Origin of the sequence: Kribbella sp. NBC_00359, from assembly GCF_036097425.1 — a bacterium.
Lineage (GTDB): Bacteria > Actinomycetota > Actinomycetes > Propionibacteriales > Kribbellaceae > Kribbella.
This window is the reverse complement of the sequence record NZ_CP107975.1, coordinates 2,421,393-2,434,124: the sequence shown is the minus strand read 5'-3', so window position 1 is coordinate 2,434,124 and position 12,732 is coordinate 2,421,393. Positions and strand designations below refer to the sequence as shown.

Sequence of the window (12,732 nt, the reverse complement as noted above, 5' to 3'; positions counted from 1 at the left end):
GGACGAGGCGTGGATATGGCCCGGCGGTCGATGTGGGCGAAGGCCCCGGACCGCGACGCTGGAGTGGTCGAGCTTTCGAAAGGAGCCGGAGATGTCCACTGTGGACGTGCGTCACCCGCGCAGTGCGGCAGCGTTGCGGAGTGTGCAACTGCTGGTCGGCGGGTATCTGGCCATCAGCGTGCTGACGCTGGTCGCCATCATTGCCCTGCGCAACGACACGGCCGCGGTCAACGCCGCGGTCTGGACCCGCGGCACGATCGTGGTCGCCAGCTCGCTGCTCACGTTCGCGTTCGCCCGGCGGGCGGCGCGCGGATCCCGGAAGGGGTTCCTCCGGCTGCGGCTGGTGTCGGCGATCATGCTGGTCGCGATCGTGGTGATCATCGCGTTGCCAGGCACCTTCCCGCTGTGGATGAAGTGCGAGCAGGCGATCTGCGGCCTGCTGCTGCTCGGGGTCGCCTTGCTGGTCAACGGCAAGCACCTACGGTCGGTGTTCACTGGTCGGTGAAGGAGGACGGATGAGCGAGCGGGTGTGGCCGGTGCGGGTGACCGTGGTGCCGTACGCGCTGCTCGCCTTCCTCACCGCGGTCACTGTGCTGGTTCGCCGTACCGACACCCGGGCGATGCTTGTGGATCTGGCGCTCTGTGCGGCGGCCGCGCTGTGGATGCTCCTGATGTTCACGCTGCGCCCGGCCCGGCGCGAGCGGTACGGACCGATGGTGGTCTTCATCACCGGCTTCGTGCTGATCCTGGCCGTGCTGGTGGTCCGCGACTCGTGGTTCGGCTTCCTCACGCCGGCCGGCTACTTCTACGCGTTCGTCCTGCTGCCTTGGCCGTCCCGTCTGGCCGGCGTCGCGGCTGTCGCCCTGGTCGCCGGTACGGCGCAGGCGTACGACATCCCGAAGACCGACGCGTTCGGTCTGCTCGCGTACGTCGCGGTGCTCGGAGTGAACGTGGTCGGGATGTGCCTGGCCGCGTGGCTCGGCTGGCGCAGTGACGTGCTCAGCCGGCAGCGCCAGGAGGCGGTCGACGCGCTGACCGAGACCAACCGTCGCCTCGAGGTGACCATGGCCGAGAACGCGGTCCTGCACGACCAGTTGGTGACCCAGGCGCGCGAGGCCGGCGTGCACGACGAGCGGCATCGGATGGCCCGCGAGATCCACGACACGCTCGCGCAGGGCCTGACGGGGATCGTCACCCAACTCCAGGCGGCCGAGCACGCCGCGGACTGGCGCCGGCACGTCACGGCCGCGGTCGGTCTGGCCCGGGAGAGCCTGACCGAAGCGCGCCGTTCGGTCGATGCCCTCCGTCCACAGCCCTTGCAGACGGCAACGCTGAGCGAGGCGATCGCCGACGTCGTAGGACGCTGGTCGGCTCTGCACGGGATCGACGTACAACTGGCGACCACCGGCACGCCACGGGTGATGACCCCCGAGGCCGAGGCCGGCCTGCTCCGCGCGATCCAGGAGGCGCTCGCGAACGTGGCGAAGTACGCGCAGGCGACCCGCGTCGGTGTGACGCTGTCCTACATGGAGAAGGAGGTCGCCTTGGACGTCCGCGACGACGGCATCGGCTTCGACCCGTCCCGCCGGACCGCGTCCACTGGCGGTGGCTTCGGCCTGGTCGCGATGCGGCAGCGGATCGAGGCGCTCAACGGGACGCTGGAGATCGAGTCCGAGCCAGGATCCGGTACGGCGATCTCCGCGAGCATCCCCATGACCGCGGCGGGGGCGCCGGCATGATCAGGCTGCTGATCGCGGATGACCATCCGGTGGTCCGGGACGGGTTGAGCGGGATGTTCGCTGCCGAGCCCGAGTTCGAGGTGGTCGGCGAGGCCGCCGACGGCGCCGAGGCGATCGGGCTGGCGCAGGCGCTGCGGCCGGACGTGATCCTGATGGATCTGCAGATGCCGGGCGTGAACGGCCTGGCCGCGATCGCCGAACTAGCGAAGCGCGGGGTCGCCGCTCGGGTGCTCGTCCTGACCACCTACGACACGGACGGCTACGTCGTACCCGCGATCGAGGCCGGCGCGACTGGCTATCTGCTGAAGGACGCACCCCGCGACGAGCTGCTGCGCGCCGTCCGCGCCGCAGCAGACGGCCAGTCGGTGCTCGCGCCGTCGGTGGCGAGCACGCTGATGAATCGCGTCCGCACGCCACCCCCGCCTGCCGTGCTCAGCCCGCGGGAACTCGAAGTCCTCGGGCTCGTCGCAGCCGGCAACACCAACCGGGAGGCCGCCGCTCATCTGTTCATCAGCGAGGCGACGGTCAAGACGCATCTGCTCAACATCTACGCCAAGCTCGAGGTGCCCGATCGCGCCTCCGCCGTCGCCGAGGGCTTCCGGCGCGGTCTGCTCTGAGTCAGCGCCGATGCTCGGCGACCGCGGCCGCGGTCCGGTCATCGCCGTCCGCGCGGAGCCCCGCGATCACCCCGTCGACGTCCGCCTCCGGCCGGTTCTGGCTGAGCTTGAACTTCGCCTCGATCCGGTTGATCGCGATCTCTACGCCGACGATCGCCCGGAGCTGCCCACTGACGAACTTCTCCGGCGCGTCGTCGACCGACCACGGCTCGGCTCGGCCCGCCTCGTGGTGATCCGACAAGCGCCGTACGACGTCCTCGACCCAGGCCGGATCGTCGTGCACGGTCATGGTCCCGTAGACGTGCGCGGTGACGTAGTTCCAGGTCGGCACCACCCGGCCGTGCTCGCGCTTGGACTCGTACCAGGCCGGGGAGACGTACGCGTCCGGCCCGCGCATGATCACCAGCGCCTCGCCGACCACGGTCCGGCGCCAGTGGTCGTTGTTCCGGGCGAAGTGCCCGAGCAGCACGTTCCGCGAACGGTCGTGGACGAACGGCAGCATGGTCGCCACCAGCCCGTCCGTGGTCATCGTCACCAGGTCGGCGGCGCCGTGGTGGGCGAGCAGCTCGTGCACCGCCTCATCGTCGGCGGCGAAGTGGGCGGGAACATACATCAGCGATCCTCATCGGTTGCGAACAGCAACAGTCTCACCGACGCCGGCCGCCCGCCGACAGGGCCAATCCGGAGGATCTTGACCAGTCCACTCACAGCACGACTTCGTGCGTCCAGTCTGCCCGCTGCTGGGCGTGCAGGCGCCAGTAGTGGTCAGCGATGTCCTCCGGGTCCCACAGCGAGCCGGGAGCGACTCCACCGCCCACAGTGACGGTGGCTGCGTGGATGCCCGCGGCGCCGTACTGCTGGTCGAGCAGGGTGACGAGCGTCCGGACGCCGGCCTTGCCGAGGGAGAGGCTGACATAGGCGGGCTTCGGCTCGGGCATGCCACCGGTGATGATGAACGTGCCACGCCCGCGCTCGACCATCGACGGTACGACGTAGGCCGCGGTGGTGATCGCACCGACCACGTTGACCGCCCAGGCGTCCAGCTGCTGCTGAGCCGTCAGGTCGCCGACCGCATCCGGCTGGATGACCGCCGCGTTGTAGACGACCACGTCCGGTACGCCGTGCGCGTTGATCACCCGATCGAGCGCGGCCCGCAGCCCGACCTCGTCCGTGCAGTCGGCCGCGACCGCGAGCACCTCGGCGCCCGCGAGCGCATCGGCCGCGGCCTTCACCTTCTCCTCCGACCGCGCGATCAGCCCGGCACTCATCCCCTCCCGCACGAACCGCCGGGCTACCGCCACGCCGATGCCCGGTCCAACTCCAACCACCACGATTCCAGCCATGCCACGACCGTAAAGCCTGACACCAACGTCAAGGTCAAATCAGCCCCGTGGGAGCACGGCGCTGGAGCGCTCCCACCCCCCGCCGTTCCACCTGTGGGCTGCGCTGACGCGCACTGACGGCCATCGTCCTCACCATGGTGCTTGATGGGGTTTGAGCCGCGGTGGGACCAAGTGTGGTTCGGGGGACCTAGGCCTTGAGCTTGGCGGCGTTCTCATAGGCGCGGCGCCAGTCGACGGCGGGCGGGAGGATCACGCGTTCGACGCCTGCCGCTTCGTACGCCGCGAACTGCTCGGCCGGGTCACCCTCCAGCTGGGGTGCGACGACTGTTGCCTTGAGCGCAGGCCTGTCGTGCTCGGCGGCGAGCTCGTTGATCCGGGCAAGGTTCGTCCGGATCTCGGCCGGCGACATCGCGATCGTCGCCCACCCGTCGCCGTACGTCGCCGCCCGCCGATGAGCCCGTGGTCCGTTGCCTGCGACAACGATCGGCGGCACCGCCGACCCGGGCGCCAGGGTCGCCTCGAGGCCGTCCGCGAGTACCGTCGGCTTGCCCGCGATCAGATCGCGCAGCTTGTCGAGTGCCTCGTCGGTGAGCCGGCCGCGGTCCGCGAACTCCACGCCGGCCGCGCGCCAGCCGATGTCACCGTGCGCTGGGTTGCCGGTGCCGACGCCGAGGACGAGCCGGTTGTTGGACACCAATTGCAGTGTGTTCACCTGCTTCGCCGCCCACGCGACCGGACGCAGCGCCAGCAGCATCACGTTGAATCCAACGGTGATCCGCTCCGTCACCGCCGCCGCGGTGGCCAGCACCACCGAGCTCTCCAGCATCGGCGCGCTCGCGATCAGATGATCCGTCGACCACACCGAGTCCAGCCCGATCTCCTCGGCGAACCGTGCGCTCTCGCGCACATCCCCGAGAATCGGTTGCTTCGGATCCGGCGTCGAGGTCGGGAGAATCACGCCAATCTCAAGTCCCATACTTCCGGCAACCTCCACCCCGGCGGCCCTATTCCGTCAGCGGGGTTGCTTCGCTCGCCAGGTGACGTAGTCGGCTACGGCCGCGGGGACGTCGAACGCCGGAGTGAAGCCGGTGTCCTCGGTAAGCCGAGTGATGTCGAGGTATGGGTTGTCGCCGGGGCCGGTCTGCCGTCCGGGGCGGAGGTCGAGTTGCAGGCTGGGGGAGATCGCCTGCAGGGCGTCCGCGAACTCGCGGTTGGTGTACGGCCGGCCGCTGGACACGTTGTAGGTGTCATGCCGCAGGGCGTCCGTGGTCGTCAGGAGCGCGATCGCGCGTCCGGCGTCTGGCGCATAGCAGGAGTCGCCGCCATCGTCGGCATACAGCGGCTGTGGTTTGTCACCACGCAGGACGGCGCTGATGTACGGCGGGATGTGGAAGAACGGTGTTTCCGGGTCGACGAGCGGTCCCCAGACGGTCCCGATCCTCAGTACGACCGGCTGGACGCCGCTGCCCTGAAGGCTGTGTGTCGTGAGTGGCTCGACCGCCTTCTTGAAGGCGATGATCAGGTGCGGCAGCGCCGTGGTGGGGAGCGCGAGGTCCTCGTGCCAGGGGATCTCGGTCCGGCTGGTGTACACGCCGAGGCTGCTGGCGACAGCGAACCGGCGTACGCCCCAGGTGCGTGCGGCGTCCAGCGCGTTGAGCAGGCCGGTCAGGTCCGTGCGGAAGAACTGGACCGGGTCCTCGTCGGGGATGCTGCCCGCGAGATGCACGATGTCGCTGATGTCGTAGCGATCGCCGAGGGCCAGGAACGCGTCCCGATCGGTGACGTCGAGAGCTTCCACCGTGACGTCGCCGGCGAGGAACGACGGGACCTCGGTCCGGCGATGGGTGGTGACGACGACCTCGCGGCCGAGATCGACGAGCGCCCGGGCGGTGTGGGCACCGATCATGCCGAGCCCTCCGGTGACAAGGATCATCGGACCACCTCGTAGTGGAGGTGCGTCACGCCGGGTGCCGCGATGGCCGTGAGCAGGCGGAGGTTCACGTGCTTCGGGACGGCCTGGAAGAAGCTGCGACCGCCACCGAGCAGGACGGGCACCTGATGGAGGATCACCTCGTCGACGAGGTCCGCCGCCAGAGCGGAGGTCAGCGCGCCGCCGCCCATGATGGCGACGTCCTTGTCCCCGGCGGCCGCGCGGGCCGCCGCGATCGCGTCCTCGATCCCGGTGGTGACGAGTGTCTGCTTCTCGCTGATCTCAGGTGCGGGCCGGTGGCTGAGGACGAAGAGTGGTGCAGTCGGCTGTGGACCACCGCCGCCCCAATGGCTGGAGTGCTCGTACGTCGTACGCCCGGAGACCGTCGCCCCGACTCGGTCGGCGACCACGTCGAAGAAGCGGGCGCTTGGCTCACTCAGCTTGAAGCCGCCGAACACCTGGCTGGGCGTGTCCCCGTCGAAGTACCAGTCGAAGAGCATGCCTGCGTCACCGAGACCGCGGCCGAAGTCGTCGACGCCGTCCGGGGTGCGACCACTGATGTAGCCGTCGACCGAGACGGCGTGGGCGCTGAAGACCTTGCTCATGTCTGACATGCGGTCGAACCTACGCGCGGGCGTGACGACGAGTCTTGAACGAATCGAGCAGGACCGGACGCGTAGTGGCGGCTTGCGAACGGGTGGCGAGGAAGGGCGCGTACGAGGCGGAGTGGTCGTGGCCGCAGGCGCACCGTTCGATGTCCCCGCCGAGGAGTTGGCGCGGGGTGACGCCGGTCAGGCGCAGGCATTCCCGGCTGAGGTGCGCTTGGTCGGCGTACCCGGCGTCAACCGCCAGCCCCGCCATGCCGTCCGCTCCACGCCGGCCGGTGGGTGTGGCGCCGGCCTGGGCCAGTGCGAGAAATCCCTGAAAACGCAACGTCCGCTGGAGAACCTTCGGACTCATGCCCACCGCCTGCAGGCAGCGGCGACGCAGTTGGCTCGCGGAGAGTGCCAGGTGGGTGGCCAGGCTGTCGATGTTGACCGAATGCCAGGGCATCAGCGCCTGCACGGCTTCGCCCACCAGAGGATCCACGCAGACCGTAGGCCGAAACTCCTGCAGCAGGTGGACCTGCAAGAACCTCAACGCCCGCTCGGGCGTCCCGGCCAGGGCGATCGCCTCCACGAGCCGATCCGCCGAGCTTCTCCACAACTCGGCCAGGCCCAGTCGCTGATCCACCAGATCGTCAAGCACTGCCGGCAGCGGCGGCGCCGTACCCGGATGGAACCGTACGCCCACGATCGTGGTGTGCGCTGGAATGACCTCGACCTCCGGCCCCGTCAGCGGCCCCACCAACTGCGGCCGGCCGCAGATCGGAAAGTGAATCTCCACCCCACCGGTCGGCAGATGCCGCTGCACGTACGCCGCATCACCCGTCCGCTGAACCCAAACCGTCCGCACCACCCCCGCCAACCCCGGCAAAGGCGCACGCTCGACGTAGGACTCCACAATTGCATCGTCGCACCGAAGCGGCCGACCGGAACACCGCCCTTCGCCTGACCGTGCGAGCCAGGTGCGACAGCGACCCGCCACCGCGCTGTGCGCGTTCCTGCCGGGCTTCACGTGCGCTCCAGCCTGCGCGCTCAGCGGCACACCGCATCCCCGCCCCGGGCCGACACTCAGCCGGCCAACTACTGACCCTGGCAGACCACCGTCCCACCCGAGCCAACTCGGAGCGTCGCCTTGAGGGACAGCGGCTGTTGGTGTCAGGCGGGGTCGGCCTTGGTGAGGGAGAGGACGGCGGGTCGGAGGAGTTCGACGATCTCTTCGGGATCGGCGTCGGCCAGTTGGTCGAGTTTGACCAGGTGGCGGCCGACGACGACTCCGATGAGTACGGCGCTGATCACGGCGGCGCGGAGGTCGCCGTCGTCGCCGGGGATGGCTTTGCTGACTTTGACGCGATCGGCGTGAGCGTTGCCCCGCACCTCCGCCGCCGCGTCCGGACGAGTGAGCATCGACCGCAGCGCCGCGAGTGAACCGATCGGCTCCTCGATGAGCGACTGCCGAAGACGATCGAGCAGTTGCTCGGCGATCTCCTCAGCCGTCTCGCCCGTTACCGAAGGCATCTCGGTTCGGGTGGCGAGCGCGAACAGTTGTTCCTTGCTCCCGTAGTAGTGCATCACCAGGCCGGCATCCACCTGCGCCGCCGCGGCGACGGCCCGGATCGTGGTCCGGTCGTACCCCGCCTCGGCGAACAGCCGCCGTGCTGCAGTCAGGATCCGCTCCTGCGTGTCGATCCGCTGCTGGGCCCGCGACGACCGCGGCGTGGAATCGCTCATCCCATTCATTCTACGCCCGTTGACCGATAGCCCGGTTTCGTTCTACGCTCGTTGAACCGTTCTACGTCTGTTGAATGAAGAGGAGAGACCATGAGGAGCCCACTCGACGTACTGGAACTTCGTCGCCAATACCTCGTTGCTCGCGACTTCGAGTCGTTCGCCGGCCTGTTCGCGGTGGACGGCGTGATCGAGCTGCCGTTCGCCGTCGACGGCCTGCCCGCCCGCTTGGAGGGCCGCGACGCCATCCGCGAGTTCTCGCTCGACACCAGCGACCGCCCGGTGGAGATCATCGACCTGCGCGTCGTCCAGCTGCACCAGACCACGGATCCCGACGTCGTGATCATCGAACTCGTCACCGAAATCCGCCACACCACAACCGGCGCACCCTTCGAAGCCCCCTGCATCCAGGTCTTCCACATCCACAACGGCGAAATCAAACTCTTCCGCGACTACATAGGCGCCACCACCATCCCCAACCTCACCACCTAACCTCCAATCCCGCTGCTCAGTTTGGGACGGCGAAGACCAACTGCAACCTCGGAGTCCGTCAGGCTGGGAGTGCCAGGTTCCGGCGGCGCAGGGCCACGACGCTTGTGGCGGCCAGCAGAAGGCAGGCCAGGCCCAGACCCAGGATCGGTCCGGAGGTGACGGCGACGGCTGGTGCGTTGGGCACCTGAGTGAAGGGCGACAGGTCCAGCAGCCACCTCGGCAGCCCGAGTGAGGGGCCGAACATCGGCCCGACGATGATCGAGCCCACCACCAGTGCCCAGGACAGACCGACCGACCAACGCGGCAGCAACATGACCACCGTGACGACCGCGGCTCCCAGGACGCCGACGGCGGGGAGTTGGACCAGCGCGGCGATGACCAGATCATGCACCAGAGGTGCGGTGCCGCCGAGCACCTGACCACCGGTGATGCCCATCGCCACTGCGAAGACCAGGATCAGCAACATGGCCCCGGCCAGCGTGTTAACGGCGTACGCGCCCAGCCAGCGAAGTCGCGAGACTGCGGTGCCGAGCACCGACTCCAGCGTGCCGTGCGCTTCGTCGTGGTGCAGGCGAAGCAAGAGCGTGACTACGTAGATGGCCACGGCCATTCCCGCCATCTGCATCATCGAGGCCCAGTACGCGCCGAGCAGGTCGGCGTGACCGCCGAAGGTCGCGTACCACTCCGTGGCCGCTCCCTCGAGTCCCCCGATCTGGTCACTGAGCGCACCGAAGATCAGGCCGAAGCCGAACAGGCCGATCGCCCAGCCCCACAGCGTTCCACGCTGCAGCCGCCAGACCAGGCCGGCAGGGCTCAGCAGGACCGGGCTCGCGTGGGCGGCACCCCGGCGTTCGGGCCACATTCCCCGACCGACGTCGCGACTGCCGACGAGGACGACGGCCAACCAGAACAGCGCGGCCAGGACCAGTACGGCGGGCCCGAGCGGCCACCACAGGTTGTCGGCGAACGGCCGCATCTGCTGGCCCCAGCCGATCGGGGAGAGCCAGGCCGGCCATGCGCTGGTGATCCTGAGGGCGGCAGAGTCCACGGTTCCGAGCATGTTGCCGAGCGCCGCAAGCAGGAAGGCAACGCCGAGGCCCGCACCGGCAAGACCGATCGCGCCGCGCGTGGTCGACGCGAACTGCGACGTCACCGCGGCGACGCCGGTGAAGGCCACGCCCACCAGGGCGATCGACGTACCGGCGACCAGGGACCCGGCCGCGGGTTGTCCCGCGACCACCATCCCGAGTCCGAGCAGCACGGCCAGGACAAGGTTCGCAACAAGCGCGACGATCACGGCCGCGGCCAGCGAAGCGTAGCGACCGACCACGCCGGCACCCAGCATCTCCTCGCGACCGAGCTCTTCGGCCTGACGGGTGTGTCGCACGACTGCGAGGATGCTCATCACGGCGGCGAGCACGGCGAGGGTCAGGGCGTCTCGGTGCATGGTGTAGCCACCGACGCTGGAGCCTGTCATCAAGCCGAGCACGCGCATTCCGGGGTTATCTGTGACGATGCGGGTGTCCGGCTCCAGGAGCTGGGGGTGTTTGGAGTAGTTGTCCTCGAACATGGCGGTCGTCGCAGCCAAGAATGCGGCCATGCCGAGGATCCATGCGGGCAGCGTGATCCGGTCGCGCCGCAGCGCGAGGCGGACCAGCCGGGTCGTGCCTGTGAAGCCGCTCATCGTGCCGTCACCGCCTCGGCGTCTGCATCCCCGGCAGGCGCGGCGATGTCCTCGCCGTAGTGCCGCATGAACAGCTCCTCGAGGGTGGGTGGCGAGGTCGTCATCGACCGCACCTGGAGGTCGACCAGGTGCTCGAGGACCTGGTTCAGCTCGCCCGGGTCGACGCTGAACTCCGCGTGGCCGTCGTGCGCCCGGGCGTCGTGGACGCCGGGCCACCGTGTCACCGACTCCAGCGGCTTGGCGGTGTCAACGACCACCGACGTGCGGGTGAGGTGACGCAGCTCCTCGAAGCTGCCGGTTTCGGCAGCCCGGCCCGCTCGGATGATGGTGACGCGGTCGCACAGCGCCTCGACCTCGGAGAGGATGTGGCTGGACAGCAGGATGCTCCGTCCGGCCGCGCGCAGCTGCTGGACGACGTCCTGGAAAACCGCTTCCATGAGTGGGTCCAGCCCCGAGGTCGGCTCGTCCAGCAGGTAGAGCTCCACGGGGGAGGAGAACGCGGCCACGAGGGCGACCTTCTGCCGGTTTCCCTTGGAGTAGGCGCGAACCCTCTTGGTCGGGTCGAGCTGGAAGCGCTCGAGGAGCTCCTCCCGGCGCTTCGGTTCGAGCCCTCCCCGCAGATCGCCGAGCAGGTCGATCACCTCGCCGCCCGTGAGGTTGGGCCACAGGTTCACCTCACCGGGCACGTAGGCCAGACGCCGGTGCAACGCCACAGTGTCGCGCCACGGGTCACCGCCGAGCAGGGCGACGTGTCCGTCGTCGGCGCGCAGCAATCCGAGCAGGACCCGGATGGTGGTTGTCTTCCCAGCGCCGTTGGGCCCGAGGAACCCATGCACCTCACCGGTCTCGACATGCAGGTCGAGATGGTCAAGGGCCCGGGTCCTGGGGCCGAAGTCCTTCACAAGTCCGGAGATCGCTATCGCAGCCGTCACTGAGATCACTTCCCTTGACCCTTCTCGCCGATCCAGACGTCCACAACTCTCAGCACATCGCAACCGCGCACGGGCAGGCAGGGCCGAACGCCACCGACAAGCCGGCCTTATGTCACCCGGAAGAGGGTCCGGTGACACAACCCGGTTGCGTTGCGGCTCGCGGGTCGAGCAGGTTCCCTTGCGGTCTTGGTGCATACGGGGCGGCGAACCGTACGTACCGCACTCCCGTCCGCGCGTTCAGACGCGGACACTGGGTCGCTGTCGGGGCGAACTTCGGCGCGGACTCTCAGTGGGTGAAGAACGTGGTTGATGCGGGCCATTGCGAGATGCTGCTCAGGAGCCGGGGAGCCAGGTCCGAACGTCCCATGTGTCAGCCACGGGGCGCGCGGTGAGCATCGTCAGCCGGTACCTCCTGTTTCCGTCCGCGAACAGCTCGAAGGAGTCCGAACTGCCGTCGGCGTCCGCGAACGCGCCTCGAACCCCTGACCAGACCAGGCGACACCGTTGACGTTTCCGAGGCAACGCAGACCTGCTCCCTGATTGTTGCCCGCCACAACCACCTGCTGCCGCGACGCGGCGAGACCCTGCTTGATGATGATCCGGTGGCCCGCCGCGGTGAGGGCAGGGCCACCGGATCAGTGGGTCAGCGCCCGGTGGCGAAGAAGGTTGCGAAGACGTTCTGGAGCGCGAGTGAGTCGACCAGGGTCGGGTTGGCGCTGCCCTGGTTGCCCCAGCCGTAGGTGTAGTCCATCACCGGGGACGGCACGAGCCGCTTCCACTCGGTCAGGATCGCGTGCTCCTGAGCCGCGGTCGGCTGGTTGTAGTAGTGGCTCGTCGTCCGCTCCTGGCCGAACGCCTGGTACACGGGCACGATCGCTGTCAGCGGGACGCCCGCCGCCCGGGCCGCGGTGACCTTCTCGCCGATCTTGCTCAGGTCACACTGAGGGTGGGCGATCGAGCAGGGGTATGGGTCGAGGCCGACCAGATCGACATGACTGCCCGCCGGCGCGAACGGCTTGTAGTCGGCCACCTTGCTCAGCACGATGAATGACTTCTGCCGCCCGCCGCTCGCGGCTCGAATGTAGTCCGCGCGCGACCGCAGCGCCGCGGGACCGCCTGGGCAGTCCCCGATGTGCGGCTCGTCGGACAGGTAGTACGCGAACACCTTCGGGTTCGAGGCGAGGGCGTCGATCTTGGCCTTGAAGCTGCTGTCAGCCGGGGTCGGGCACTTCTGGCCCAGCCAGAACACCGACTGCACCCCTGCCGGCAAGCTGCTCAGACTGGAGACCGAGGACTTGTCGGCCAGGGTGTAGCCGAGAGCGAAGGGCGCGGTCGACCCCTTGAGATTGGCCACGAAATGGCGGGTCGGTGGCTGTGCCGCCGTCTGTGCCCCCGTCTGGGCCTCCGCCTGCGCTCCGCCGGAGGTCGCAGTCAGGGCGACGACGAGGCTGGCCAGCACAGCGAACAGTGCGGCGCCGAGGGTGATCTTGGTCGTTCGCGTCATGGGCGGCCCCTCTCGCCGCGGGTCGCGACAAGGAAGGAGACTGACAGGTGGGCGGGCATGGCGGACATGCGGCAACCTTTCGGGGCGCGTCGGATTACCGGACGGAGGGGAACCATCCGGTCGGCAGGTCACCATCGGCAGTCGTACTGCGGTCCCAGTTC

The 12,732-nt window shown here is 68.9% G+C and carries 14 protein-coding genes; 4 read left to right on the top strand and 10 right to left on the bottom strand.

Going from position 1 to position 12,732, the window contains the following annotated elements; translation table 11 throughout:
* Positions 1–91: 91 nt before the first annotated feature.
* The 3 genes from OG876_RS11945 to OG876_RS11935 are packed head-to-tail and all read left to right on the top strand — an operon-like array spanning position 92 to position 2,356.
* A complete protein-coding gene (locus OG876_RS11945; RefSeq protein ID WP_328524881.1) occupies positions 92–505 on the top strand; it encodes a hypothetical protein in 414 nt (137 codons plus the stop codon).
* A gap of 10 nt (positions 506–515) precedes the next feature.
* Positions 516–1,739, top strand: a complete 1,224-nt coding sequence (locus OG876_RS11940) for a sensor histidine kinase (protein ID WP_328524880.1) — start codon at positions 516–518, stop codon at positions 1,737–1,739.
* Positions 1,736–2,356 (top strand): response regulator transcription factor, encoded by a 621-nt coding sequence (locus OG876_RS11935; RefSeq protein ID WP_328524879.1) that lies wholly within the window; start codon positions 1,736–1,738, stop codon positions 2,354–2,356. The genes OG876_RS11940 and OG876_RS11935 overlap by 4 nt, the downstream gene beginning before the upstream one ends.
* Position 2,357: 1 nt before the next feature.
* On the opposite strand, the gene OG876_RS11930 is transcribed toward OG876_RS11935, so the two are convergent.
* From OG876_RS11930 to OG876_RS11900, 7 genes are all read right to left on the bottom strand, one after another.
* On the bottom strand, positions 2,358–2,969 hold the full coding sequence (locus OG876_RS11930) for an FMN-binding negative transcriptional regulator (RefSeq protein ID WP_328524878.1): 612 nt from the start codon (positions 2,967–2,969) through the stop codon (positions 2,358–2,360).
* Between the two features lie 91 nt (positions 2,970–3,060).
* Positions 3,061–3,699 (bottom strand): SDR family NAD(P)-dependent oxidoreductase, encoded by a 639-nt coding sequence (locus tag OG876_RS11925; protein ID WP_328524877.1) that lies wholly within the window; start codon positions 3,697–3,699, stop codon positions 3,061–3,063.
* Between the two features lie 187 nt (positions 3,700–3,886).
* Positions 3,887–4,675 (bottom strand): LLM class flavin-dependent oxidoreductase, encoded by a 789-nt coding sequence (locus OG876_RS11920; RefSeq protein WP_328524876.1) that lies wholly within the window; start codon positions 4,673–4,675, stop codon positions 3,887–3,889.
* Between the two features lie 36 nt (positions 4,676–4,711).
* Positions 4,712–5,632 carry an NAD-dependent epimerase/dehydratase family protein gene (locus tag OG876_RS11915; protein ID WP_328524875.1) on the bottom strand — a complete coding sequence of 307 codons (921 nt, stop codon included), beginning with the start codon at positions 5,630–5,632 and terminating at the stop codon, positions 4,712–4,714.
* Positions 5,629–6,243: a dihydrofolate reductase family protein gene (locus OG876_RS11910; RefSeq protein WP_328524874.1), complete on the bottom strand. Its 615-nt coding sequence runs from the start codon at positions 6,241–6,243 to the stop codon at positions 5,629–5,631. Before OG876_RS11910 ends, OG876_RS11915 begins: the two co-directional genes overlap by 4 nt.
* 10 nt (positions 6,244–6,253) lie before the next feature.
* On the bottom strand, positions 6,254–7,132 hold the full coding sequence (locus OG876_RS11905) for a helix-turn-helix domain-containing protein (RefSeq protein WP_442914173.1): 879 nt from the start codon (positions 7,130–7,132) through the stop codon (positions 6,254–6,256).
* Positions 7,133–7,389: 257 nt separating this feature from the next.
* Positions 7,390–7,962 (bottom strand): TetR family transcriptional regulator, encoded by a 573-nt coding sequence (locus tag OG876_RS11900; RefSeq protein WP_328524872.1) that lies wholly within the window; start codon positions 7,960–7,962, stop codon positions 7,390–7,392.
* A 90-nt stretch (positions 7,963–8,052) separates the two neighbouring features.
* On the opposite strand from OG876_RS11900, the gene OG876_RS11895 reads away from it, so the two are divergent.
* The gene (locus tag OG876_RS11895) at positions 8,053–8,451 is read left to right on the top strand and encodes a nuclear transport factor 2 family protein (protein ID WP_328524871.1); all 399 of its coding nucleotides are present in this window, start codon (positions 8,053–8,055) and stop codon (positions 8,449–8,451) included.
* A gap of 58 nt (positions 8,452–8,509) precedes the next feature.
* On the opposite strand, the gene OG876_RS11890 is transcribed toward OG876_RS11895, so the two are convergent.
* From OG876_RS11890 to OG876_RS11880, 3 genes are all read right to left on the bottom strand, one after another.
* A complete protein-coding gene (locus OG876_RS11890; protein WP_328524870.1) occupies positions 8,510–10,135 on the bottom strand; it encodes an ABC transporter permease in 1,626 nt (541 codons plus the stop codon).
* Positions 10,132–11,067 carry an ABC transporter ATP-binding protein gene (locus tag OG876_RS11885; RefSeq protein ID WP_328524869.1) on the bottom strand — a complete coding sequence of 312 codons (936 nt, stop codon included), beginning with the start codon at positions 11,065–11,067 and terminating at the stop codon, positions 10,132–10,134. The genes OG876_RS11890 and OG876_RS11885 overlap by 4 nt, the downstream gene beginning before the upstream one ends.
* 643 nt (positions 11,068–11,710) lie before the next feature.
* Entirely contained in the window at positions 11,711–12,571 is an 861-nt protein-coding gene (locus OG876_RS11880; RefSeq protein WP_328524868.1) for a hypothetical protein, read from the bottom strand.
* Between the last annotated feature and the right edge of the window lie 161 nt (positions 12,572–12,732).

Coding starts and splice junctions, on each gene's coding strand:
- OG876_RS11945 (WP_328524881.1), top strand. CDS start 92: ATGTCCACTGTGGACGTGCGTCACCCGCGCAGTGCGGCAGCGTTGCGG.
- OG876_RS11940 (WP_328524880.1), top strand. CDS start 516: ATGAGCGAGCGGGTGTGGCCGGTGCGGGTGACCGTGGTGCCGTACGCG.
- OG876_RS11935 (WP_328524879.1), top strand. CDS start 1,736: ATGATCAGGCTGCTGATCGCGGATGACCATCCGGTGGTCCGGGACGGG.
- OG876_RS11930 (WP_328524878.1), bottom strand. CDS start 2,969: ATGTATGTTCCCGCCCACTTCGCCGCCGACGATGAGGCGGTGCACGAG.
- OG876_RS11925 (WP_328524877.1), bottom strand. CDS start 3,699: ATGGCTGGAATCGTGGTGGTTGGAGTTGGACCGGGCATCGGCGTGGCG.
- OG876_RS11920 (WP_328524876.1), bottom strand. CDS start 4,675: ATGGGACTTGAGATTGGCGTGATTCTCCCGACCTCGACGCCGGATCCG.
- OG876_RS11915 (WP_328524875.1), bottom strand. CDS start 5,632: ATGATCCTTGTCACCGGAGGGCTCGGCATGATCGGTGCCCACACCGCC.
- OG876_RS11910 (WP_328524874.1), bottom strand. CDS start 6,243: ATGTCAGACATGAGCAAGGTCTTCAGCGCCCACGCCGTCTCGGTCGAC.
- OG876_RS11900 (WP_328524872.1), bottom strand. CDS start 7,962: ATGAGCGATTCCACGCCGCGGTCGTCGCGGGCCCAGCAGCGGATCGAC.
- OG876_RS11895 (WP_328524871.1), top strand. CDS start 8,053: ATGAGGAGCCCACTCGACGTACTGGAACTTCGTCGCCAATACCTCGTT.
- OG876_RS11890 (WP_328524870.1), bottom strand. CDS start 10,135: ATGAGCGGCTTCACAGGCACGACCCGGCTGGTCCGCCTCGCGCTGCGG.
- OG876_RS11880 (WP_328524868.1), bottom strand. CDS start 12,571: ATGACGCGAACGACCAAGATCACCCTCGGCGCCGCACTGTTCGCTGTG.